The organism is uncultured Bacteroides sp. (genome assembly GCF_905207245.1).
In the GTDB taxonomy this organism is placed as follows: domain Bacteria; phylum Bacteroidota; class Bacteroidia; order Bacteroidales; family Bacteroidaceae; genus Bacteroides.
Genome location: NZ_CAJLKP010000053.1, coordinates 1 through 25,406 on the forward strand (window position 1 = coordinate 1; position 25,406 = coordinate 25,406).

A 25,406-nucleotide genomic window follows, 5' to 3' on the forward strand; every position below is an offset into this window, starting at 1 on the left:
TTCCGAAAGGCACTTGTAGCTTGTAGCCTGTAGCTCGTAACTGATTCAAATCCGTTCAGATAAGGAATAAAAAAGATATTCTTACAATTAAAATATGAAAATATAAGAAACCTCTGCAAACCGAAACATCGCAATAAAGCAGCTTCTAAAAAAATTAATGGAAATGGAAGAACATTTATAGGATGGAAAACGTTATAATAACAAAACCATAATTCAAGACAAATTATGAATACGTTATTAACATCATTAATGCTTATAATTATGACTCACGAAATGCCAAAACTTCCATATGCAAACAATGCATTGGAACCTGTAATCAGTCAGCAAACAATAGATTACCACTATGGTAAGCATTTGCAAACATACGTAAACAACCTCAATAACCTGGTTCCGGGTACGGAGTATGAGAATAAAGATTTAGTGACTATTGTGGCCACTGCACCGGATGGAGCTATCTTCAATAATGCCGGACAAGTTCTGAATCACACCCTCTACTTCTTACAGTTTTCCCCGAAACCTGCTCACAGTGAGCCCACAGGAAAATTGGCAGAAGCCATCAAACGCGATTTTGGAAGTTTTGACAACTTCAAGAAAGAGTTTGCAGCCGCTTCTGTAGGATTATTCGGATCAGGTTGGTCCTGGTTGTCAGTAGACAAGAATGGAAAACTACACATTACTAAAGAACCTAACGGAAGTAACCCGGTACGTTCCGGCCTCACCCCGTTGTTGGGCTTCGATGTTTGGGAACATGCGTATTATCTTGACTACCAAAACCGTCGCGCCGATCATATCAATGCTCTTTGGGGCATCATCGATTGGGACGTAGTAGGCAGCCGAATGAAATAACAACAACATCATAAACTCTTTTTAAGCGTACCTTTGTGGATGGTTATTCCCGAAGGTACGCTTTGTGTATCCAATCTAACATCTTTTAAAGAAAAACCTTACCCACTGAAAGCATTTATCATTAACTTTGCTAAACATAAACGTTTAACAATTAGAAATGAAGCTTATTGTAGTCACAGCCCCCACATTTTTTGTGGAAGAAGACAAGATTATCACAGCACTTTTTGAAGAAGGGCTGGATATTCTGCACCTGAGGAAGCCGGAAACACCTGCCATGTATTCTGAGCGCCTTTTGACGCTAATTCCCGAAAAATATCACAAGCGCATCGTTACTCACGAACATTTCTATCTGAAAGAGGAGTTCGACCTCATGGGTATCCATTTGAACTCACGCAATCCGAATGAACCGCATGACTATTCAGGACACGTCAGTTGCACTTGCCACTCGGTAGAGGAAGTGAAAAGCAAAAAGCACTTTTATGATTATGTGTTCATGAGTCCGGTTTATGACTGCATCACTAAGCAGGGGACTCTTTCCGGCTATACCCCCGAAGAGCTACGCGCAGCAGGAAAAGAAAGGATAATTGATACAAAAGTAATGGCTTTAGGTGGAATCACCCCCGATAACATTCTGGAAATAAAAGATTTCGGATTTGGAGGTGCAGTAGTATTGGGCGACTTATGGAACAAATTCAATGTCTGCACAGACCGGGATTATCTGGGCGTTATCCGTCATTTTAAAAAACTAAAGGAAATGGCGGATTAAAAACGAAGTCTGTCAACTTAGAATTTTCCGTATTCCTTGTATTCTATTCCGGCAGGCAAGGTGAAATAGAATGTAGACCCCTCTCCTTTTTTCGATTCTACACCGATACCACCACCATAATGTTCTACAATGGATTTTGTGATTGAGAGTCCCAAACCCGTACCACGAATATTATAGTTCATCTTCACAAAGCGCTCAAAAATAGCCCTACGACTTTCTTCATCAATACCACAACCTGTATCAGCCACATAAAAATAGAAATTATCATTGCTCAAACGACGATAACCAATTCGCACACTACCTTGTTCGGTGAACTTCAAGGCATTCTTTACCAAATTATTAACCACCTGCGCAAAACGTACCCGGTCTATCATCAAACGACATTGAGGCAGTTTCTCTACAAACTCCAGCAGGATTCCCGATGGTCTGGGATGTGCATTCTCAACTGCACATATTTCCTCAATCAGAGCATTCACATCCACATCTCCGTCATTGTACTCTATCGTATTGGCTTCTATCTTCGAAAAGTCCAATAAGTCATTTATCATCTGAACAAGAAAGTTCTTATTATCATTAATCTCTTTCAAAAAAATCATCCGTTCTTCCCGGCTCAGATTATCAGTCTCTGCAAGTATATTCGTAAATCCTACGATAGCATTAAGTGGAGTACGTATCTCATGTGTCATATTGGCAATGAAGGCATTCTTCAACTGATTACTTTCTTCTGCCACGTCATTTAACTGCTGCAGAGTCTTCAGACGTTTGTTCTTACTCATGGATATAGTAATCATAATAACCAAAAGCAACAAAATTATCACCCCAAAACAGAGCAATATAATCTCATTTTTAGAGATAAATTCTGTAACCCAAAATCTATAATATATGGCAAGATCCGGCTTCATAAAGTTGGTTATTAAAAAGATTAGGTAATATGATTGTTCTAAGTGGGGACAAATATACTAAAGAAAAAACAAATAAATGATTATTGAATGCATGTTTTTCAAAAAAAGATAGGCTGCAAACCTATTCAAAAGAGGTTTACAGCCTATAAATATCAGATTTTAGAAATATTATTTCAAATCTTCAATCGCTGCCTGAGCCGCTGCCAGTCGTGCGATAGGAACTCTGAACGGAGAACAGCTTACATAGTTCAAACCTACCTTATGGCAGAATTTCACTGATGAAGGTTCACCACCATGTTCACCACAAATACCACACTTCAAATCCGGACGGATGGCACGGCCTTTTTCAGTAGCCATGCGCACCAACTGACCTACACCATTCTGGTCAAGAACCTGGAACGGGTCTACCTTCAAGATTTTCTTTTCCAGATAAACCGGAAGGAATGAAGCAATATCATCGCGTGAATAACCGAATGTCATCTGCGTCAAATCATTCGTACCGAATGAGAAGAACTCGGCAGAAGAAGCAATGCGATCAGCAGTCAATGCAGCGCGAGGAATTTCAATCATTGTACCTACCTTGAAATCGATACTATCGCCCAACTCTTCAAAGAGTGTAGCAGCTTCTTCACGAATCACCTTTTCTTGTTCTTTGAACTCATACAAAATACCGGTCAGCGGAACCATGATTTCGGGATGTGTCTCCACACCTTCTTTCTTCAGTTCCAAAGCAGCACCCAGAATGGCGCGCGTCTGCATCTGCGTGATTTCAGGATACGTATTGCCCAAACGACATCCACGGTGTCCCAACATCGGATTGTGTTCGCAAAGCGACTCTACACGTTGCTGGATGTAATGCAGACTAACTCCCATTGCATCCGCCATTTCCTGTTGTCCCTTCAAATCGTGGGGAACAAACTCATGCAAAGGAGGATCGAGCAAACGCACAGTCACCGGACAACCTTCCATAGCCTTGAAGATACCCTTAAAGTCAGCTTGCTGGTAAGGCAAAATCTTAGCCAGAGCTTTGCGGCGTCCTTCTGCATCTTCTGCAAGAATCATCTCACGCATAGCTTTAATTTTTTCACCTTCGAAGAACATGTGCTCCGTACGACAAAGTCCGATACCTACAGCACCGAAATTACGTGCTACTCCAGCATCATGGGGAGTATCCGCATTAGTGCGAACCTGAAGTTTCGTATATTTATCAGCCAGTTCCATCAATTCTGCAAAATCTCCGGAAAGTTCGGCAGCTTTCGTTTCTACCTGCCCCTTATAAACCACACCTGTACTACCATTCAATGAAATGTAATCGCCTTCTTTCAACAGAACGCCATCTATTTCCACAGTGCGGGCTTTATAATCAATATTCAATGCGCCGGCACCGGATACACAACATTTACCCATGCCACGGGCAACAACGGCTGCGTGAGAAGTCATACCACCACGGGCAGTAAGAATACCTTCTGCAACTGCCATACCAGCCAAGTCTTCGGGAGAAGTTTCAATACGTACCATTACGATACGCTTGCCGGCAGCATGCCATTCGGCAGCATCGTCTGCAAAGAACACGATTTGTCCCGTAGCAGCCCCCGGAGATGCAGGAAGACCGCGAGTCAGAGCTTTGGCTTGCTTCAAAGCGGACTTATCAAATACCGGGTGAAGCAATTCATCCAGCTTGTTGGGCTCACAACGCATCAATGCAGTCTTTTCATCAATCATACCTTGATGAAGCAGATCCATTGCAATCTTCACCATCGCCGCACCGGTACGTTTACCATTACGTGTTTGGAGGAACCAGAGTTTGCCATCCTGAACGGTGAACTCCATGTCCTGCATATCTTTATAATGATTTTCCAGTTTGGTCTGGATAGCATCCAACTCCTTATAGATTTCCGGCATAGCCTCTTCCATTGACGGATATTTGGCAGCACGTTCTTCTTCACTGACACCTGCCAATTCCGCCCAGCGCTGTGAACCGATCTTTGTAATCTGTTGCGGCGTACGGATACCGGCTACCACGTCTTCACCCTGTGCGTTAATCAGATATTCACCATTGAACAAATCTTCGCCAGTGGCAGCGTCACGGCTAAAGCAAACACCTGTAGCCGAAGTTTCACCCATATTACCAAATACCATTGCCTGCACAGTAACAGCAGTACCCCATTCATCAGGTATACTCTCCATTTTGCGATACAGGATAGCACGTTCATTCATCCAAGAGTTGAACACTGCACAAACTGCGCCCCATAATTGCTCATAAGCACAAGTCGGGAAGTCTTTTCCGGTTTGTTTCTTAACAGCAGCTTTGAATTTCGTCACCAGTTCTTTCAAGTCTTCCACTGTCAGTTCATTATCCAGCTTCACACCCTTCGCATGCTTCACTTCTTCAATGATAGCCTCAAACGGGTCGATGTCTTCTTTATTCGTCGGCTTCATGCCCAACACCACGTCACCATACATTTGTACGAAACGACGGTAAGAGTCCCATGCAAAACGGGCATTGCCTGTTTTACGCGTCAAACCTTCTACTACTTCATCATTCAAACCCAGATTAAGGATCGTATCCATCATACCCGGCATGGAAGCACGGGCGCCTGAACGAACGGATACCAATAATGGATTTTCTATATCACCGAATTTAGAACGCATCAACGTTTCTACGTTTGCAATAGCATTTTCAACTTCGCTTTTCAACAGGGCAACAACTTTTTCCTGCCCCATCTCATTATATTCGGTACAAACCTCAGTCGTGATTGTAAAACCGGGAGGAACCGGAACCCCGATAAGGTTCATTTCGGCAAGGTTGGCACCTTTGCCCCCCAAAAGATTCTTCATGTCGGCCTTTCCTTCTGCCTGACCGTTACCAAAGGTATAAACTCTTTTTTTGTCCATAATATAAATTTAAGTTTCTCGATTGTGATTTTTTTCTGTTCGCAAATCTAAGTATATTTCGCATACTAGAAAACTTTTTGAGAAAAAACTTTCTATCAAAATGCAATTTCGACATTGCAATCTTTAATATTTCACTTCATAGAGAGAAATCCCGAAAAAATGTCTATTTTTGCAGAATAATTTATTAGACTGGTGTAAAAGTGGCAAGAAATAGAAAAGAGCTTCCCCTACTGGAGAAAGTGACAATAACGGATGTGGCTGCCGAAGGAAAAGCCATCGCAAAGGTCAATGATTTGGTTATTTTCGTACCTTATGTCGTTCCCGGAGATGTAGTAGACCTGCAAATTAAGAGAAAAAAGCATCATTATGCAGAAGCCGTAGCGGTGAAGTTCCACGAATATTCTCGTGAAAGAGCTGTTCCATTCTGCCAACACTATGGTGTATGTGGTGGTTGTAAATGGCAAGTTCTCCCCTATTCCGAACAAATCAAGTACAAACAAAAGCAGGTGACGGACAACCTGACTCGCATCGGGAAAATAGAACTTCCAGAGATTTCCCCTATTCTCGGTTCAGAGAAAACGCAGTTTTATAGAAATAAACTGGAGTATACTTTTTCAAACAAACGTTGGCTGACGGAAGAAGAAATAAAACAGAATGTGGTATATGACCAGATGAATGCCGTAGGTTTCCATATTCCCAACGCTTTCGATAAAGTATTGGCCATAGAAAAGTGCTGGCTACAGGATGATATTTCCAATCGCATCCGCAATGCCGTGCGTGATTACGCTTACGAGCACAACTATCCATTCATCAACCTGCGCACTCAGGAAGGTATGTTGCGTAATATGATTGTCCGCACATCCACCACCGGAGAGCTGATGGTTATCCTCATTGCAAAAATAGAAGAAGACGGAGAAATGCCACTATTCAAGCAACTCCTGCAATATGTAGCAGATACATTCCCTGAAATCACTTCTCTTCTATACATTATTAATAATAAGCGGAACGATACTGTCACCGACCTGGATGTATATACCTTCAAAGGTAAAGACCACATCTTCGAGGAAATGGAAGGATTGCGTTTTAAGGTGGGACCTAAATCATTCTACCAAACCAATTCAGAGCAGGCATATAATCTCTATAAGATAGCGCGTGATTTTGCCGGACTGACCGGAAAGGAACTGGTATACGACCTTTATACGGGCACAGGAACCATCGCTAACTTCGTTTCCAAACAAACCCGCCAGGTCATCGGCATCGAATATGTGCCCGAAGCTATTGAAGATGCAAAGGTAAATGCAGAAATCAACGGAATTGAAAATACGCTATTCTTTGCCGGTGATATGAAGGATATGCTGACGCAGGATTTCATTAACGAATATGGTCGTCCGGATGTTATCATCACTGATCCCCCACGGGCAGGTATGCACCAGGATGTAGTAGATGTAATCTTATTCGCTGAACCGAAACGCATTGTATATGTAAGCTGTAACCCTGCCACCCAGGCACGCGACTTGCAATTGCTTGACGTGAAATATAAAGTGAAAGCCGTGCAACCGGTAGATATGTTCCCACACACTCACCATGTGGAAAACGTAGTACTGCTGGAACTAAGAAATGAAGACTGAGAATTAATCACTAATCACTAACCATTAATCACCATCAACGTGGCAAGAGGAAAAATAGTAGCACGAGCCCGCACTCAATACACGGACTACACAGTTAAAGAACCAATTGAGCTTATGGAGTTTCTGGCAGCCAAGATGCCGGACGCCAGCCGCACCAAACTAAAATCACTGCTCAGCAAGCGAGTGGTATTTGTAGACAGTGTGATAACCACTCAATACAACTTCCCGCTTAAACCGGGTATGAAAGTACAAATCAGCCGCGATAAAGGCAAAAAGGAGTTTCATAATAAGCTGCTGAAGATTGTATATGAGGATGCGTATATCATTGTGGTGGAAAAGATGCAGGGATTGTTATCAGTCAGCACCGAACGCCAGAAAGAACGCACTGCCTACCATATCTTAAATGAATACGTACAGCGTTCGAACGGACGTGGCAGTAGTGTCTATATCGCCCACCGCCTCGACCGCGATACTTCGGGGTTGATGATGTTTGCCAAAGACGAAAAGACGCAGTTTACTTTGCGTGATAACTGGCATGACATTGTGACCGACCGTCGTTATGTAGCTGTGGTTAACGGAGAAATGGAAAAGAACGCCGGCTGTGTGGTATCCTGGCTTACGGACCGTATGCTTTATGTCTATTCCAGTCCGACGGATGACGGAGGACAAAAATCCATTACGCACTACCGCACCATTAAACGTGCCAACGGTTATTCTTTGGTAGAGTTGAACCTGGAAACAGGACGCAAGAACCAAATTCGTGTGCATATGCAAGATTTGGGACATCCTATTATTGGTGATGGACGTTATGGCCTGGAAGAAGTGAATCCTATCGGGCGCTTGGCGCTACATGCTTTCAAACTCTGTTTCTATCATCCGGTGACGGGAGAGTTAATGCAGTTTGAGACACCTTATCCGTCAGATTTCAAAAGATTGTTTCTAAAGAGAAAAGATTAAACGAACATAATAAAAGCGGGTCACTTTATAAAGTGACCCGCTTTTATTATATATTTTTATTCCATTTCTAATACAAAATTGAATCCCGGACTATCATCCGACACATGAAATGTACCTCGCAACTGATTTCCTGTCACTCTGACATTGTCCATATAAGAAATTCCTGCCCTGCCATAATCTAATACAAGATTATTACTAAAATCATCTTCCCACCACCATTGAAAGCGGTAATTCATATAACGAGCTCCATCATATGAATAATACTGATATTCTTCACCGAATCCATCACCTCCAAAAGTAAATGTACTGAAAAGGGGGGCACCATTGTCAGCATTCATACCAACATCTCCCGTCCATGCACGACCAATTATTACCGATTCTATACTATATTGGTCATCGTCGTCACATGATGCCAGACTTAAAGTCAACACACATGCAAATATAAAATATAGATATTTCTTCATTTCCGTTATATTTTAATATTAGTTCTTCGCATAACTGGCATCTGTCATCATTATAATCTTACCATCCAATTTACCGCTAAGATAATGATCGCGTACCCACACATTCTCAAAGTACTTTACTTTTCCATCAGGAAAAGTCATTCTCAATGCTTCTTTACTATTATCAGCCCAGCGCCAGGAAAATTCTCTATCAACTGTTGTTTTTCCACTCTCATCATACGTTATTGTGAGCTCCTGACCCTTATTATTATCTTTGAAGAATTTCAGTTGATAAGTGCATGGTGATCCCTCATTCGTCTCTGATTCATCCACCCATGTTCGGTCACATAGTTTCTTATCGCTATTCTCCATAGTATAATAGACATCATCTCCACAAGACATCAAACCAATAACAAAAGTACATAGCAGTAGTATTTTTCCAACATTCAAAGTTTTCATAATTTCCAAGTTTAGTTAATACCTGCGGACAAAAATACGAAAAGATATTGAAATGTCTTAATATTTTGCCTGATATTTCTTATAGAAGACCAGAAACAAAATGAAACCCAGCAAGGCAAAAGGCACTCCTGCCAATGCAGGATAGCGGTAGCCACCACTAACAGCCACTCCACCCACATAAGCTCCGATTGCGTTACCCAGATTGAACGCCACTTGCACACAAGCTGCCCCCAGCATCTCCCCGCCTTTGGCTACACGGATAATCAAGACCTGTTCCGGACTGGAAACAGCGAACAGGCCTGCTGTGCATAAACACATCAGCAATGCAGATAACCACGGATAAGGTGACAAGAAGAATATCAACAACAATAAAACACAAATCATAGCCTGCACGGTAGTTCCTACTTTTCCGGGAGTATAACGATCAGAAAGACGACCACTAACCAAGTTTCCTACCACCATACCAAAACCTGCCAATACCATCAACCCGGTAATACTATCAGCACTGAACCCGGACACATCCGTCAGCAACGGATTGATATAGCTGTACCAACAAAAAACACCTCCGTTCCCTAATGCCGTTGCACCCAGAATAAGCCAGGGAGCAGGCGTTTTCAGAAACCGGAATTGCCCTTTGAACCCTGTATCTTTCAACCCCTCCACATGAGGCACCCAGCGCCAGATATAATAAAGGATAATCACTCCCCAACAACCCACCAATAAGAAAGTAACACGCCAGGAAATAGAATTACTCAATGATGTACCCAACGGAACACCGAAAAGATTGGCAATAGTCATTCCCGCTATCATTATCGACACAGCCTCGGAACCTTTTCCTTTATCAGCCAGTTTTTCCGCAACAATAGATGCCACCCCGAAGTATGCACCGTGGGGAAGTCCGGAAACGAAGCGTGCCAATAACAACACCCAATAGTTAGGTGCCATTGCCGCACAGATATTTCCCACCATAATCAGTGTCACCAACACCAACAAAATGTGTTTCAACGGATGCTTACGGGCTAAAATTAAAGCAGGTGCCCCCACACAAACCCCTAAAGCATATGCGGAAATAAAATGTCCTGCAACAGGAATGCTAATCCCCAAATCCTTAGCAACATCGGGCAGAATACCCATCATGACAAACTCCGCAATTCCCAATCCCAGGGTGCCAAATGCTAATGCGATAAGACTCTTCTTCATACTTATTTTACCTAAAAACTAACCTTTTTACCGGGGTGCAAAGGTAGTCTTTTTTTCATTCCAATGATAAACTATTTAAGACTGTATTTTGTTTTTATATACAAACAGAATATGAAGATGAAAACAATTATAATAAGCATATGTATGGCAATGATGGCAATAGCTGCCCAAGCACAGCAGAAGAGTTTCTATGACTTCACAGTCAAGACTATTGATGGAAAAGAGATATCACTTTCTACCTTTAAAGGTAAAAAAGTGCTGGTGGTTAATGTCGCTTCCAAATGTGGATTCACTCCGCAGTACGCCAAACTCGAAGAATTATATACCAGATATGGGAAAGATAATTTTGTAGTAATTGGTTTTCCTGCCAATAACTTCATGCATCAGGAACCGGGAAGCAATGAAGAAATCAAAGAATTCTGCACCTTGAATTATGGAGTTACCTTTCCGATGATGGAAAAGATTTCCGTTAAAGGAAAAGACATTGCCCCCCTATACAGTTGGCTCACCAAGAAAAGTGAGAACGGTGTCCAAGATGCAAAAGTTGGCTGGAATTTCCATAAATTCCTGATAGATGAAAACGGGAAATGGGTAGCTTCTTATGGTTCGACGACTGATCCGCTATCAGAGAAAATAGTGGAATGGATCGAGAAATGATTTTATTGCATAATTGGCAAAATCATTGCAAAGCGGCTCCCCTTACCCGGATCTGAATACAACTCAATCATAGCCCCCAGTCACATTCGTAAATTGTTCGATTAGCTTCCAATTGGGATAATTGACACCGGAAAATACAATAGGGATTTCTTTTACGAGTCGGTGTCCACATTTCAACAGTATGAACTGCAATAAAGCCCATCCCCTCTATTCTATATTTACGTTTGCTTTAAATTGGAGGACAAATGTATATAAATTGATAAGGTGTGGGCAGTGATACCAAAAAGAAGATACCGTAAACATAGATCCATACGGATATGATGTAAGAATAAATCATTAATAGCTCACTCCAAAGAAAGAGCATCACTTTGTCCCGTCAACCTAAATGTGGAAGGGCTACACCCTTTCAACCGGATGGTGTAGCCTTAAGCATAAAAGGGTGTAGCTATCCAAAGCAAAGGGTGTAGCCATCACAGACAATTGATTATTAATCATTTATAAACTTGTAAATTCATTAAAATAAAGAAACAAATGTTGGGGCACCAATCAAACCATGTAACGAAAGAAAAAATGTATGCACTCGACAAACAGGTGCATAACTATGAGGGGCTATGCCGGGAAAATACATTCTGAAGTTACTGCAAAACTAAAAGCTGGTCAGACAAAAAATAGAGAGATTGCTTCAGTTGTAGCGCAAACAAAATCCTCTATTTTTTGTTATTTAGTATAAATCTAACAAATAATGCTTAATTTCGCGAACTAAAAAATTTAAAAACAAGATGAATATGCAATTAAAAAGAAATCTGATGCTTATGGTCTTAGGCCTTAGCACTTTAGCCGTATCGGCACAAAATACTCAATCTTCCGCGCAAGGCACAGAAGAAAGTAACACAACGTTTAAGCCTCATTGGTATATGCAGGTACAAGCTGGTGCAGCAGAAACTATTGGTGAGGCAAGTTTCAAAGACCTGATATCTCCCACAGCAGCTCTTTCTGCCGGATATAAGTTTACCCCTCTGTGGGGAATACGTGCTGGTGTAAGTGGCTGGCAGGCAAAAGGAAAATGGGCGGTACTTCCCGACTCATACAAATTCAACTATCTGCAAGGAAATGTAGATGCCACACTCGACTTAAGCAACTTATTCTGCCACTATAATCCGAAGCGTTTCTTCAATGCTTATATGTTTTTGGGAGTAGGCGTTGCCGGTGGATTTAATAATGACGATGCAGTCGCATTGAACAATGCAGGTTATGACATGCAATATCTTTGGAGCGGCAAAAAAGTCTTTGTAGCCGGCCGTGGCGGTTTGGGTGCCAACCTACGCCTGAGCAAGCATGTATCTTTCAATCTTGAAGTAAATGCAAATGTTCTGTCGGACAAGTTCAACTCCAAGAAGGCTGACAATGCTGACTGGCAGCTTAATGCACTGGCTGGTTTCACGTTCAAGTTTGGAAAGAGTAGCAAAAAGGCGAAACCGATGGTTACTTACACTCCGGAACCGGTAGTGGAAACTGTAGTAGAAGTGAAAGAAGAACCGGCTTATGTTCCTGCACCGGTAGAAGAGAAAAAAGAAGAAGTGAAGCCCCTGACTGAAAATATCTTCTTTAAGATTAATTCTGCTGTTATACGTTCCTCTGAGGAAAGCAAAATCGCCGAATTAGTTGCATTCCTGCAAAAGAATGCAGAAGTAAAAGTCTCTATTTGTGGATATGCAGACGCCGCAACCGGTACGGCAGCCATCAACACACGACTTTCCAAAGAACGTGCTTTAGCTGTTGAGAAAGCATTGAAAGCAAAAGGTATTGCTGCCGACAGAATTATGGTTGATTTTAAGGGAGACAAAGTACAACCTTTCTCTAAAAATGATGAAAATCGTGTGGCAATCTGTATCACAGAATAAGCAACCAGAAATAAAACCTCTATAAAAAAAGGAGCTGTACTGCACCCTGAAGACAGGGTTAAATAGTACAGCTCCTTTTTTATTGTCATTACATAAAGATCAACTGCCTCTTCAGCAAGTCTATGATATCCCTTTGCAATTTCTGCGCATTGATAGGCTTGGAAGTATATGCATCGAAACCACTGTTCAGGATACGCTGTTCGTCTTCGGCATAAACATAAGCCGTCACTGCCATAATCGGGACAGTCGGTGATATTTCACGTATCATCTGGGTAGCTTCATATCCACTCTTCTTAGGCATATTGATATCCATCAATATCAAATGAGGGTTACACTTCTTGAATAACTCTACAGCCTCTTCCCCATCCCATGCATGGAGAATGTTGTACTCGTTCTTCAGGATAGACTCGAACAACTGGAAATTGCTGTTATTATCTTCAGCAATTAAAACAGTCAGTTTATTCTCTACCTTTTGCATCCGGTGCTCTTTCAGTTCTTTCACCGATTTCAACGTCACAGGACGATAAGGAAGAGTGAACCAGAAAGTAGACCCCTTATCTACCTCAGATTCCACGCCTATCTCACCTCCCATATGCTCAACAATACTCTGGCAAATAGAAAGTCCCAGACCTGTGCCCTGAGCAAAAGAGTCAAGTTTCACAAAACGCCCGAACACGCTGTCTTTCTTATCATCTGCTATTCCGCATCCCGTATCCGTAACATAGAAGTACAGGAAGTCGGTATCCTTGAGATGATAGCCGAAAGTAATGCTGCCATCAGAGGTGAACTTCATTGCATTATTCAGCATATTCGTAACCACCTGCGTCAGCCTGTTTTTCTCAATGCTGACGGAGCAGTCCGGCATTTCCGGTATATAGCGGATGGGGACGGCTGCATTCTTCTGACGGAGTTGCGCAGAGGCTTCCATTTCTTTAAAGAGAGCATTCAGGTCCAAATCCGAGAAAATGAATTCAAGTGTCCCCGCCTCTATTTTAGAGAGATCCAGAATGTCGCCTACGAGTTGCAGTAGCAACGTATTATTGTTCTCGATGATATTGATGTATTCTTCCTTCTCCTCCTGTTCTTCCGCATCTGCCAGAATGCTGGAAAAACCAACAATCGCATTAAGAGGAGTACGTATCTCATGACTCATGTTAGCCAGGAAAGCTGATTTCAAGCGGTTGGATTCTTCCGCCTTTTCCTTGGCTGTAATTAAATCCTGCTCCATTTTCTTTCGTCCGGTTATCACAAGCGAAGAACCAATCAAAGTAATCGGCTTGTTATTTTCGTCTCTTTTGTCCACCGCAGCCTGAGCCTCAACCCATTCATAGCGTGCAACTCCATTCTTACGAACCACTACACGGTATTCTTCCTTAATCTTGGAAACATTGCCTTCCATCAGTTCTTTATATGCTTTCTTCACCCGGTCTCTATCCTGTTTGCAGATTTTAGCAAAATATTGATAATCGGGCACGGAAAGCTGTTCTTCATTGACCACGCCGTCGTCATGGCTAAGTTCCACCGGACGATTGACGTCACAAAGCATAGTACCTTTTTCCAAATCCCACTTCCAGGGAACAATGTTTGCCACATCAAGAGACATTGATAATTTATGATTGGCAGAGCGTAACATCTGTTGTGTTTCAGCCAGTTCAGTATTGTCAACGCAGAATACATCGATGTACCCTTTATGTTTGGAGGGCGTCAGAATCACATTGAAATAATTACCGCCAGCTTCGTTGTAGTGTTGAAAAGAAAGTTCTTTTTGAGTGGAAGCAACCATACTATAAAGATGAACCATTCTTTCGGTACCCTTGGGGTCAATTTCACTTCCCTTCTTACCGATAACCGGACCCGATGATTTGAAATATTTCTCAAAACGGGGATTAGCTTCCACCGTAAGATAATCCACCACTTTGCCCGCCTGGTCAAAAATCAACTGATGTTTCAGGTATACAATAGGCATATTCTCGAACAAACTATGATAGCTTGTCATCAGCTTAATCTGCTCGGCCTGCTTTTTCCTTACCTTATACATCCACCACATCCACATCCACATGAACAAAATAACAACAGTTACAATTGCAAATATGACACTATACTTATGCTGTTCCCAGAAAGTGGGTGGCATCATGTAGAACACGGTATTGGAAGGACACAACTTAGGTGACAGTCCGGCTTCCACAAGATCCTGATAATTGAACATGGGAATAGGAGTGCCGGAACTGAGTATCTGAACCCCTTTTCCATATCCGCCGGACAAAACATTATTGACAATCTCAATTATCTTCCTGCCGACCGTTTTCTCGTCAATAAAATAACCACCTACCAATCCGTTCCGTTGCAATCCGGTGTTATCCAACGAAAATATGGGGGAAGAAGAGTAATAGCTGAGAATTCTGGAAATGTTGTTAGTTAATACGACATTGCCATTCTGCATATCCTGCTGGGCCCATGAGAAGAAAAGTACACCTGTATGCTCTCCCGTATGATTTAAGGAATCAGCCAGCGCATCGGTGGTTATTTCACCGGCCACATAGTCTTTCAGTTTCAATTCGGGGAAGTCATCTCTCATGACATCCTTTATCTCCGAACGTAACTGAGCACTTATATAACGCATATCCGACAGGAAAACCAACTCGTCCATCTGGGGCATCAGGTCCTGCATCAACGAGATGGTTTCCTTAATGTACGTCGGTGCATAGACAACCGTCAATGACAAATCTCCTTTATAGTCCTTCAATAGCACTCTTTCTTCCTCCGGAATTGCCCTTTTTTCACGATAAGCAGCTTGCGGACCTGCATAATTTGTTTCCGTGCAGAGTATGACAGGAACATCTTTCCATTTTCTTTCAATACTGTCCTTCAGTAAGCCCCATGAAGCGCTACCCAAAAGAATCAGGAGTTTCGGAGGACTGTCGGCATATCTTTCAAAGAGCCTTTTCTCATATTGCAACAGTTCATCTGTATCCTGCATTTGCATCATTTGAGTATTCATGTGCTCCACATCTACCACAAAAGGAGAATTTTTATGCTGATAGGAGTTGTAAATGGGAATGATGAAGTCATTACTCCAACGGGAAGAGCCACTGTATGCATTGATAATCAGTATTGTATTTTCACTTCCCGGTTTAAATGCCGAAGAGCCTTCGCTAAAAACATTAACGGCATTTAATAAAAAGATTATCAATATAATAAATATCTTGGTTATTTTATACAAATATCTCATTTAAGGCATAGTTTACTCCGTAAGCGTACCCTTTCTTTACCGAACATTGACTAAAAAGGCTGTCTCACAGATGATTTATATTGCAAAACTAATTAAAAATCAGTGAATTCACAGTTTTATGAAAAAAGTTTTTTTAGGTAATCTCCCATATTCTGCGTACTTTTGAAAGCAGAAAACTGTATAAACATGAAAATACTTCATACCAGCGACTGGCATTTGGGACATACATTATATAACTATGACCGCAGCCTGGAGCAACAAGCATTTTTGGAACAACTCACCCGCATCGTAGCGGAAGAGAAACCGGACGCAATGGTAGTGAGTGGGGACATCTACCACTACTCCACCCCATCGGCAACCACACAAAAGATGTATACGGACGGTATGCTCGAAATTCACCGGGCTTGCCCGGATATGGCAATCGTGGTGACAGCCGGAAATCACGACAGTAGCTCCAAATTGGAGATAGACAGCAATCTGTGGAATCACTTCGGAGTGAAAGTAGTGGGTAACATCGAACGAAACCGGGAAGAGGTGAATCTGGAAAAACATATTGTGGAAGTGAGGGATAAAGAAGGGCAACTGAAAGGATACATTATTGCCATCCCCCATGTATATCCGCAGAACTTCCCGATGCTGGACACAGAGACACCCCGCGAAGAACGGCAGGCACGCTTCTTCCAGGCATTGCAGGACGAAGTAGAGAAAATAAATACGGATGGACTGCCTGTCGTATTAATGGCACACCTCTCTATAGAAGGCAGCGACCGGAGCGGTCATGACGAAACTACCGGCGGAATAGAATATGTTCCCATCGGTTCAATGGGCGAAGGGTATGATTATCTGGCGCTCGGGCACATTCATTGTCCGCAGGATATCAAAGGAAACGGCTGCCATGCACGGTATTGCGGTACTCCCTTGCCCGTGAATTTCGACGAAACATATCCGCATTCTGTTTCTATAGTAGAAGTACGGAGACACGAAGTCCCGGAAATAAGAACGGTAGAAATAGAAAATCCCATGCCGCTCGTCACGTTACCCAAAGAGGCGGTGACTTTTGAGGAAGCCATAAAACTACTGGAAGAGTATCCGGACGATAAGCCTGCTTATATTCGCCTGAACGTCCTGATAAAAGATTATCTGGCACCCGATTGCAACGAACGGGCATCGGGCGCAGTAAAAGGGAAAAAGTGCAAATACTGCTACATTAAGTCCAACCGGGAGAAACAGGCTTCGGATAACAAAGCAAGGCATATCTCCATTCAGGAAATACAGGAGATGTCTCCACTGGAAATTGCGAAACTCTATTATCAGGAAGCGGAAGGAGAAGAGATGGACGAGGAACTCTGCGAGCTGATGAATGCTGCCGTGCAAAGAGTGAGGGAAAAAAATAATCTGCGTTAATCCGTATAATCTGTGACGAATCATGAAACTTCAGAAACTGACTATAAAGAACCTGGCATCCATAGAAAATGCCGTCATTGACTTTGAGAACGGACCGCTAAGCGAAGAATCCCTGTTTCTCATCTGTGGCGAAACAGGTGCCGGAAAAACAACATTGCTCGATGCTATCTGCTTGTCACTCTATAATGAAACACCTCGTATGGAGCGTGCTGAGAATGAGAAGTACAGGGATGTGGGACAAGTCTTTTCTTCCAAAAAAGAGGAGGTGGCAATCAACGACAGCCGCCAACTGATGCGCCGGAACACCAATGAGGCATGGACCGAACTGGAATTTACGGGTTCGAACGAGATACCCTACACTGCCAAATGGTACGTGGCACGTGCACACCGGAAAGCATCCGGTGCCATCCAGGATACCAAGTGGACTTTAGAGAACCGGAAAACAGGCATTCAGCTCACCAAGAAAAATGAAATAAAAACTGAAATACAAATTGCTGTGGGACTGACGTTCGAGCAGTTCTGCCGCACCACCCTACTGGCACAAGGAGATTTCACCAAGTTTTTGCAAAGCAAGGAAAGTGAGAAATCGGATATTTTGGAGAAACTGACTGGCACCGGAATCTATTCTGAAATAGGCGCCGGAATTTATGCCATCACCAAAGAGAAGCGCATGGATTATGAAAATCAGAGCCGTAAACTGGAAGGTATCCATATCCTGAGTGATGAAGAAATAGCTGAAATTGATGGAGCTATGGCTGCATTAAACACAGAAATCAATGAAACTACCCGGCAAAAGAATACAGCCGTCCTGAAACGTGACTGGCTGAAGAGGCATACAGAACTCGTCTTCAGCCAGGAAAACCAGCAGAAAGCCTGGGAAGCAAAAAAAGAGCTACTACAATCAGATGATTTCCGGCAAAAAGAGTTACTGATTAAGGCTTGGAATAATACAGCAGATGCCCGCAACTGGTCCTCTGCCTTAAAACAGCAGCAACACCAACAGGAAAGTAATATCCAGCAAACTGAAAATTTGAAAGCGGACTTTATCCGCCTCAGTAGTGGTTGCATCTGGCTACAAGAGAATATGAAGGAGCAACAGGACAAGCTGGTGCTTGCCGGGGAGTATCTGCAAACTCATGCTCCGCTCCTCCCTATGTTCGAGCAAAGCCAGTCTATCATTGCCGACCTCAATGCCATACTTTCTGCCCACTCGCGCATTGCGGTCTATGAAAAGCAAATAACGGAACTAACCCGACAGCAACCAATTCTGGAACAGGAACGCATGGACAAGGAAAACGACTTCAACCTGAAAGACAAGGAAAACCAAACCAAACAACAGGAGATAGACCAACTGAATGTACAGCTTGAATCCATGAATCGGAATGCCTTGCAGGAAAAGAAAAACGTTTTGGAAACCACCAGAGAGAATTTGCAGAAAGCCCGCAATTCCCTGGTGGTATTGCAAGAAAAACAGGCAGCGTTGGATATGGCACAGGAAAATGAGAAGTCATTGGACAAGAAATTGCAAACCTGTAAGAGCCGATATGTGGCACTCAAAGCCGGATTCAACATCAGGAAGAAAGCATATGACGACATCAAGACACTTTACGACAAACAAAAAGAGGCAGTAGAGGAATGGGCCAAAGAAGCCCGTGCCCGTCTCTCTGTAGGAGATACTTGTCCGGTATGCGGGCAGGAGATAAAATCACTCTGCAAGGATGAAGACTTTCAGTCTGTGCTTGCTCCTATCCGGCAGTCACTGGAGGTAAAAGAGAAAGAATATAAAGAGGCGGAACAGGCTTTGAACGCTAATCGGACAGAGGGTAGAACATATGAGGAAATGATGGCAAACAGTCGTCTGGCAACGGAGAAAGCTCAGAAAGGATACGACATTGCCCGAACAGAGGCACAGGAGAAATGCAGTCAATGCCGTATTCCGAATACCTCTGACAATACCGGAGAGGTATTGGAAAAATTAATTCTGGAAAACAAGCAAGACCTTGAAAATGTCAATGTCAAGCTGAATGAAGTGCAAACCCTCGCCAACAATATCTCCCGATTGCAGCACCGGAAAGACGAATATCAAAAGGCTGTGGAAACTGCCCGAAAAGCGTTCGACACCGCCGATAAAAGTCTTACTAAACTGAAAAATGACATCGCCAACAAACATTCGCTGAGAGAAAGTGAAAAGAATATTATCCACACTACTCTGGAACGCGTCACTCCCTTGATTCTCTGGAAAGAGTGGCAAACAGAATGGAGCAACTCCCCTACTGCGTTTATCGAACGTTTGCAAAAGTCAGCAGGACATTACAAACTGGCGCAGGAAAGGCAGGCGGAATTGAAGGCTACCCTCTCCTTAATTGATAAAGAACTGGACAGTATATCGGCTACACGGAAAATAATCTGCGATGCCTTTTCCGAATGGAAGAATCTTCCGATAGAGGAAAAAATGGAAATCAAGAATCTGGGGCTAGCCTGGAATACATTGAACTCTCAGGTGGGCGGACTGAAACAAAACCTTCTGTCTGCCCGCAAAAATATAGAGGAGTTACAAGCCAATCTGGCAACTTTCTATGCCTCACATCCGGATATTGACGAAGCGCGTATCATTGCCCTCTCCACTTATTCCGGCGAACAGATAGAGCATCTGCGCAGCGGGCTACAAAAGCTTAAAGAGGAAGAAGTTGCTGCACAGACGGCCTTCAAACTGACAACCGGGCAATTGGAAGAACACCTAAGCAAGAAACCTGAAATAGAGGAAGAGGAGACTTTTGAAAATCTGAACAGCCTCATCATCATTTCAGATGAAAAGATTGCGGCAGGAACCCAGACCGCTCTACGGCTGAAAATACAACTGGAAGAAAATATGAAGAACATCGCCCGGATAAAGGATGAAAAGAAACGTGCGGATGAGTTACGGGAAGTCTACCTGAAATGGGACCGCCTCTGCCATCACTTCGGTGATGAGAAAGGAAAGAATTTCCGGAATATAGCCCAGAGTTTCGTATTGAAAGAGCTACTCAGCGGAGCTAATTTCTATCTGCAACGTCTGACGGATCGTTATGAACTGGAATGTCAGGCAGGTTCGCTCACCATTCTGCTGCGCGACTTTTATCAGGGAGGTGCAGCACGTCCGGCTTGTACGTTGTCCGGCGGGGAAAGTTTTTTGGTTTCCTTATCGCTGGCTCTCGGACTTTCTTCACTCAGCCGGCAAAGTCTGTCGGTAGATACGTTATTTATTGATGAAGGTTTCGGTACGCTGAGTAGCGATTATCTGAATACAGTGATGGATACACTGGAGAAATTGCACCAGATGGGTGGAAAGAAGGTGGGAATCATCAGCCATGTAGAGGGATTGCGGGAACGAATAAAAACGCAGATACAGGTGAAGAGGGTTGATAATTCGAGGAGTGAGATTAGGACAATAAGAATGTTGTAAATGATAATTTATCGCGCTTTGCGCGATAAGTGACAAGCTACAAGCTACGAGTGACAAGTGCCTTTCGGTGTGATAGCCGGCGCGAATAATTATTCACCCACGAGTACAGCGCAGCAACTCGTTACTGGTAGCTCGTAGCTCGTAACTTAATTTAGCGCTCCGCGCTAAATTATCATTTTTCTGTTCCCACAAGTGCCAGCACACCATATTATTATGTACTTTTGTAGCAATTATAAATCAAAGAAACAATGAAAAAGTTCGTAAAAGGAGTCCGGTTTGCTCCTAAAAATTATTCCGACGAAGTAGAAAAGAAGATTCAACACTATAAAAAAGAAGGTTATAAACTGCCGTCACGCCATTTATTACGCACGGAAGAACAATTGGCAGGTATCCGTGAAAGTGCTAAAATCAACACCGCATTGCTGGAGTACATTTCGGCAAACATACGCGAAGGCATGTCTACGGCAGAGATTGACCACATGGTATATGAGTTTACGACAGACCATGACGCAATACCTGCTCCTTTTCTGTACGAAGGATTTCCGAAAAGTGTATGTACAAGCATCAACGACGTGGTCTGTCATGGCATTCCAAGCACAAAAGAGTTCCTGCGCAACGGGGATATTGTGAACGTGGACGTTTCAACCATATACAAGGGATATTTCTCGGATGCTTCAAGAATGTACATGATTGGAGATGTGAAACCGGAAATGCAACGCCTGGTGCAAGTGGCAAAGGAATGTCGTGACATAGGTGTGCAGACCGCACAACCGTGGGTACGACTGGGGGATGTAGGTGCAGCCATTCAGGAACATGCAGAAAAGAACGGCTATAGCGTAGTGCGTGACCTTTGCGGGCATGGCGTCGGCATCAAATTCCATGAAGAACCGGATGTGGAACACTTTGGTAAACGCGGTACAGGTATGCTCATCGTTCCGGGAATGACGTTCACCATCGAACCGATGATAAACATGGGAACTTACGAAGTTTTCATCGACGAAGCTGACGGATGGACAGTGTGCACCGACGACGGACTGCCTTCGGCACAATGGGAAAGCATGATTCTGATTACTGAAACCGGAAACGAAATATTGACGGAATAAGCATGGAGATCGTTTTTCTAATTATCGGACTGACAGTAGGTGCCGGTGTAGGCTATCTGATAGCAGAACGCAAAAGTACTGCCCTGAAAGCCGAACTCACGGGACGGGAAAAAGAAGTGGAGTTGCTGAAACGAAACATGGAAGAAGCGGAAGCCATGCATAAACGCATGAATATGGAATTCGAAAATCTATCCAACCGTATCTTCCAAAGCAAGACAGAAGACTTCACCAAGCTGAATGCCGAACATCTGAACAACCTGCTCCGCCCACTGGGCGACAACCTGAAAGAATTTCGGGAGAAGGTGGAACAGGTGTACAGTAACGAAGCCAAAGAGCGTTTCTCACTGGGCGAGCGTATCAAAGAATTAGTAGAACTGAACAACCGCCTCAGCGAGGATGCCAACAACCTGACCCGTGCATTGAAAGGTGATTCAAAAATGCAGGGCAACTGGGGTGAAATGATTCTGGAGCGTCTGCTCCAGTCATCCGGCCTAATTGAAGGTGAACATTATTTCCGTCAGGAATTCCTGAAAGATGAACGGGGCGAAGTCATCACCAGTGAAGAAAGCGGGCAGAAAATGCAACCGGATATCTTGGTAAAATATCCCGATGACCGGGAAATGATTATAGACTCCAAAGTCTCCCTCACAGCCTACAGTGCCTATACTTCTGCCGAGCACAAGGATGAAAAGACCCGCTGGCTGAAAGCCCATCTACAGTCTGTCCGTACACATATAGACGAGTTGAGCCAAAAGGATTACTCTCACTATGACAGTAAAGCACCGGACTTTGTCATGATGTTCATCCCCACCGAAGGTGCCTACCTGCTGGCTATACAGAGTGACACCAATCTTTGGGAATATGCCTACAACAAAAAAGTGGTACTGATGAATCCTACCAATCTTATCAGTGCCCTGCGTCTTTCCCTTGATCTCTGGAAACGGGAAAACCAGGTAAAGAATGTACAGGCAATCATCAAGCGGGGCACAGCACTGTATGAAAAGATTGTAGGCTTCACCGATACCTTCCTGAGCATCGGAGACAGGTTAACCGGATTACAAAAAGACTATGACAGGGCTTTCAACCAACTTTCCGATGGAAATGGAAGCGTAGTGAGACAAGCGGAAATGCTGAGGGGCATGAGCCTCACTCCTAAAAAACGAATTTCAGCAAGATTGTTACCCAGAGGAGAAGAACCTGAGGAAGAGGAAGAAGAAACCGAACAGATAAAATAAGTATTCAAAATCAAATATATAAAACATGAAAATCCTAAAAGACCGTATTCTGAAGGACGGAAAATGTTATCCGGGAGGTATATTGAAAGTAGACAACTTCATTAATCATCAGATGGACCCTATCCTAATGAAATCCATCGGTGTTGAATTTGTCAGACGGTTTGCTTCCACCCCAATCAACAAGATTATTACAGTGGAAGCCAGTGGCATCGCTCCTGCCATTATGGTAGGATACTTATTGGAGCTTCCTGTAGTGTTTGCCAAAAAGAAAAAGCCCAGCACCATGGAAAATATGCTGGTTACCTCTGTCTATTCGTTCACCAAACAGCGTTCGTATGAAGTATGTGTCAGTGAAGATTTTCTTCGCCCGAGCGACCGGGTACTCTTTATAGACGACTTCCTTGCCAATGGAAATGCTGCCAAAGGCATAATGGAACTCGTGAAGCAAGCTGGTGCCGAACTAGTGGGCATGGGATTCATCATAGAAAAAGCTTTTCAGCACGGAGGGGATGAATTGCGTGAACAAGGCATTCATGTAGAATCTTTGGCAATTATTGAAAGCCTGGATAATTGTGAAATTAGAATCAAATAAAAATATGTGGGTTTCGACACACCCACATATTTTTATCATAATTCGTTATTCGCCATATAAAGTATTCCGGATAACTTCCTTCACATCTTCCACTACTCCCATAGCGACATCCTTGTCCAACTTAAGACTTACCGCTAAATGATCAATCCCTGTAGTAGCTTTATATTCTTTAAGACTCTGCTCCACTTCCCGAAGAGAAGGATTCTTCAGAACCGGACCGGCACTTCCGCCGGAAAACAAAGATATCTGAATTGGCAAGGAAATATCCGTAGTCGTTTTATATTTGGAACTATAAACTTTAGATTCTCCAAAATGAACTAATATAGGAAATACACTATCCAAACGGGCTTCCGAAACTCCACCCAACTGCTCGGATATTTCACCACGCACTTGCAGATAAGAGTCTTTTATTGTCCGAAGATAAGAAGTAATGACATCTGATGATGAACCACGATCATACCTGACAAGTAAATACGTTGAATAATTCAGATCTCCCTTCACATATTTCTGATATTCCGCTCTCAACAAGTCGGCAAGCTGGGTCGATAAGGTTTCCACATCATATTCTTTTATCAATTTCTGATTCAACATCATCTTATTGTTCATATTTACAAAGAAAGAATGAATGGTTCCCGACTTTTTATCAGTTTGGTATGCCTTCTTTTCGCCAGCCGCATCTTCAGCTTTCCGCTTGAAAAAGGCTTCTAATTGCACCAGTTCACTTTGGGAAATCGGATCTTGTTTCACCTCCACAGGAGCCATCCCCTGTTCCACTGTTTTCTTCACTTCCGGCCGCGCAAACGCATAGAGCGTTCCGGCAGCCACCGGCACGAAAAGCAATAGCTTCAAACGTGCCCAATTGTTTGTTCTTCTTTTTAACATCATTGTGATACGGTTTTTAAGTTTACTGTGATTGAAACCGCAGGCCATAGAGTAGAGCCTTGTGCCTACGGATTTCTTCACCAGCAAAAGTTGATATTGAGTTGCATCGATGCCATGATTAATGACGCTGTTGTCCGCTTCATATTCGTGTACTTCCCGGAGTTCGTGCATCAGCAACCATGCAGCAGGATTAAACCAATGGAGTATGACGAGACATTCCATCCAAAGTAAATCCAGTGTATGCCGATGCTGCAAATGCATCTGTTCGTGCAATAATATTTCTCCGGGATTCCTTTCATAGTCTTCCTGTGAAAGGACAATCGTATTTCCCCAACTGAAAGAGATAATCTTTTCCGGACAAACGACCAGTCTGTACTCTCCATACTCGTGAGCAGGAAAACGGTGTATGAGCCGACACATACGGATAGTGGAAAGCAAAAGAAAACTAAATACAACGAATGCCCCAAAAAGATAACAGCCACCCAGGAGCAAAGTGACAGGAATGGCAGACATTACACCGCCACAAGATTCTTCTATCGAATTTTCTTCCTCTGCGTCTACGAAGAAAGCGCCTATTCCCTCAAACGGATATTCCTTACTGACCTCTTCTCCTTTATCATCAACACCAGCTTCTTTCTCTGTCAGCAGATTCCTGACAATAGTCACAGGCAACTGCAAAGGAGTATATCGAGAAACATCTATTTGCATCAACGGTAACAATGTGCAAACCACTGTTCCTATTAGCAGCAACAGCCGATTCGTACAGAAGAGAGTGTCTTTCCTGAAGAACAGCCTGAATAGAAAATACAGGATGGTCAGGCACAAAGTCGACTCAAATATATGGAATAATATAGTTCCCATGATA

18 protein-coding genes are annotated in these 25,406 nt (G+C 43.1%); 11 read left to right on the plus strand and 7 right to left on the minus strand.

The window, feature by feature from the left end:
- Nucleotides 1-249 precede the first annotated feature (249 nt).
- The gene (locus QZ135_RS15730; RefSeq protein WP_294611370.1) at nt 250-846 is read left to right on the plus strand and encodes a superoxide dismutase; all 597 of its coding nucleotides are present in this window, start codon (nt 250-252) and stop codon (nt 844-846) included.
- 157 nt (nt 847-1,003) lie between these two features.
- Nucleotides 1,004-1,612 (plus strand): thiamine phosphate synthase, encoded by a 609-nt coding sequence (locus tag QZ135_RS15735; RefSeq protein WP_294611267.1) that lies wholly within the window; start codon nt 1,004-1,006, stop codon nt 1,610-1,612.
- A gap of 17 nt (nt 1,613-1,629) precedes the next feature.
- Here the strand turns inward: QZ135_RS15735 and QZ135_RS15740 are convergent, their stop codons facing one another.
- Both QZ135_RS15740 and ppdK read right to left on the minus strand, forming a co-directional pair.
- On the minus strand, nt 1,630-2,514 hold the full coding sequence (locus tag QZ135_RS15740; protein ID WP_308758102.1) for an ATP-binding protein: 885 nt from the start codon (nt 2,512-2,514) through the stop codon (nt 1,630-1,632).
- A gap of 168 nt (nt 2,515-2,682) precedes the next feature.
- Nucleotides 2,683-5,409 carry a pyruvate, phosphate dikinase gene (gene ppdK / locus QZ135_RS15745; protein ID WP_294611275.1) on the minus strand — a complete coding sequence of 909 codons (2,727 nt, stop codon included), beginning with the start codon at nt 5,407-5,409 and terminating at the stop codon, nt 2,683-2,685.
- 200 nt (nt 5,410-5,609) lie between these two features.
- Here ppdK and rlmD point away from each other — a divergent pair, with 200 nt between their 5' ends.
- Both rlmD and QZ135_RS15755 read left to right on the plus strand, forming a co-directional pair.
- Nucleotides 5,610-7,037: a 23S rRNA (uracil(1939)-C(5))-methyltransferase RlmD gene (gene rlmD / locus QZ135_RS15750; RefSeq protein ID WP_294611278.1), complete on the plus strand. Its 1,428-nt coding sequence runs from the start codon at nt 5,610-5,612 to the stop codon at nt 7,035-7,037.
- Nucleotides 7,038-7,076: 39 nt separating this feature from the next.
- On the plus strand, nt 7,077-7,994 hold the full coding sequence (locus tag QZ135_RS15755; RefSeq protein ID WP_294611282.1) for an RluA family pseudouridine synthase: 918 nt from the start codon (nt 7,077-7,079) through the stop codon (nt 7,992-7,994).
- Nucleotides 7,995-8,050: 56 nt separating this feature from the next.
- Here the strand turns inward: QZ135_RS15755 and QZ135_RS15760 are convergent, their stop codons facing one another.
- The 3 genes from QZ135_RS15760 to araJ are packed head-to-tail and all read right to left on the minus strand — an operon-like array spanning nt 8,051 to nt 10,096.
- Nucleotides 8,051-8,458, minus strand: coding sequence for a hypothetical protein (locus tag QZ135_RS15760; RefSeq protein WP_294611284.1), 408 nt, complete (start codon nt 8,456-8,458; stop codon nt 8,051-8,053).
- Nucleotides 8,459-8,476: 18 nt separating this feature from the next.
- Nucleotides 8,477-8,896, minus strand: a complete 420-nt coding sequence (locus QZ135_RS15765; protein ID WP_294611286.1) for a hypothetical protein — start codon at nt 8,894-8,896, stop codon at nt 8,477-8,479.
- A gap of 57 nt (nt 8,897-8,953) precedes the next feature.
- Nucleotides 8,954-10,096, minus strand: coding sequence for an MFS transporter AraJ (gene araJ / locus QZ135_RS15770; protein ID WP_294611289.1), 1,143 nt, complete (start codon nt 10,094-10,096; stop codon nt 8,954-8,956).
- 117 nt (nt 10,097-10,213) lie between these two features.
- Between araJ and QZ135_RS15775 the strand changes: the two genes are divergently transcribed.
- Together QZ135_RS15775 and QZ135_RS15780 are read left to right on the plus strand one after the other, a co-directional pair.
- The gene (locus tag QZ135_RS15775) at nt 10,214-10,753 is read left to right on the plus strand and encodes a glutathione peroxidase (RefSeq protein ID WP_294611291.1); all 540 of its coding nucleotides are present in this window, start codon (nt 10,214-10,216) and stop codon (nt 10,751-10,753) included.
- Nucleotides 10,754-11,538: 785 nt separating this feature from the next.
- Nucleotides 11,539-12,654 (plus strand): OmpA family protein, encoded by a 1,116-nt coding sequence (locus QZ135_RS15780; RefSeq protein WP_294611294.1) that lies wholly within the window; start codon nt 11,539-11,541, stop codon nt 12,652-12,654.
- A gap of 88 nt (nt 12,655-12,742) precedes the next feature.
- On the opposite strand, the gene QZ135_RS15785 is transcribed toward QZ135_RS15780, so the two are convergent.
- A complete protein-coding gene (locus tag QZ135_RS15785) occupies nt 12,743-15,883 on the minus strand; it encodes an ATP-binding protein (protein ID WP_294611297.1) in 3,141 nt (1,046 codons plus the stop codon).
- A gap of 186 nt (nt 15,884-16,069) precedes the next feature.
- Between QZ135_RS15785 and QZ135_RS15790 the strand changes: the two genes are divergently transcribed.
- The 5 genes from QZ135_RS15790 to xpt all read left to right on the plus strand — a co-directional run bounded on the left by QZ135_RS15790 (nt 16,070) and on the right by xpt (nt 23,659).
- On the plus strand, nt 16,070-17,287 hold the full coding sequence (locus QZ135_RS15790; protein WP_294611300.1) for an exonuclease SbcCD subunit D: 1,218 nt from the start codon (nt 16,070-16,072) through the stop codon (nt 17,285-17,287).
- Between the two features lie 22 nt (nt 17,288-17,309).
- Nucleotides 17,310-20,729 carry an AAA family ATPase gene (locus tag QZ135_RS15795; RefSeq protein ID WP_294611303.1) on the plus strand — a complete coding sequence of 1,140 codons (3,420 nt, stop codon included), beginning with the start codon at nt 17,310-17,312 and terminating at the stop codon, nt 20,727-20,729.
- Between the two features lie 248 nt (nt 20,730-20,977).
- The gene (map, locus tag QZ135_RS15800) at nt 20,978-21,832 is read left to right on the plus strand and encodes a type I methionyl aminopeptidase (protein ID WP_294611306.1); all 855 of its coding nucleotides are present in this window, start codon (nt 20,978-20,980) and stop codon (nt 21,830-21,832) included.
- A gap of 2 nt (nt 21,833-21,834) precedes the next feature.
- On the plus strand, nt 21,835-23,067 hold the full coding sequence (gene rmuC, locus QZ135_RS15805) for a DNA recombination protein RmuC (protein ID WP_294611309.1): 1,233 nt from the start codon (nt 21,835-21,837) through the stop codon (nt 23,065-23,067).
- A 25-nt stretch (nt 23,068-23,092) separates the two neighbouring features.
- Complete coding sequence (xpt, locus tag QZ135_RS15810) at nt 23,093-23,659, plus strand: xanthine phosphoribosyltransferase (RefSeq protein ID WP_294611312.1); 567 nt, start codon at nt 23,093-23,095, stop codon at nt 23,657-23,659.
- Nucleotides 23,660-23,704: 45 nt separating this feature from the next.
- Here the strand turns inward: xpt and QZ135_RS15815 are convergent, their stop codons facing one another.
- Nucleotides 23,705-25,402 carry a M56 family metallopeptidase gene (locus QZ135_RS15815; protein ID WP_294611315.1) on the minus strand — a complete coding sequence of 566 codons (1,698 nt, stop codon included), beginning with the start codon at nt 25,400-25,402 and terminating at the stop codon, nt 23,705-23,707.
- Nucleotides 25,403-25,406: the final 4 nt, after the last annotated feature.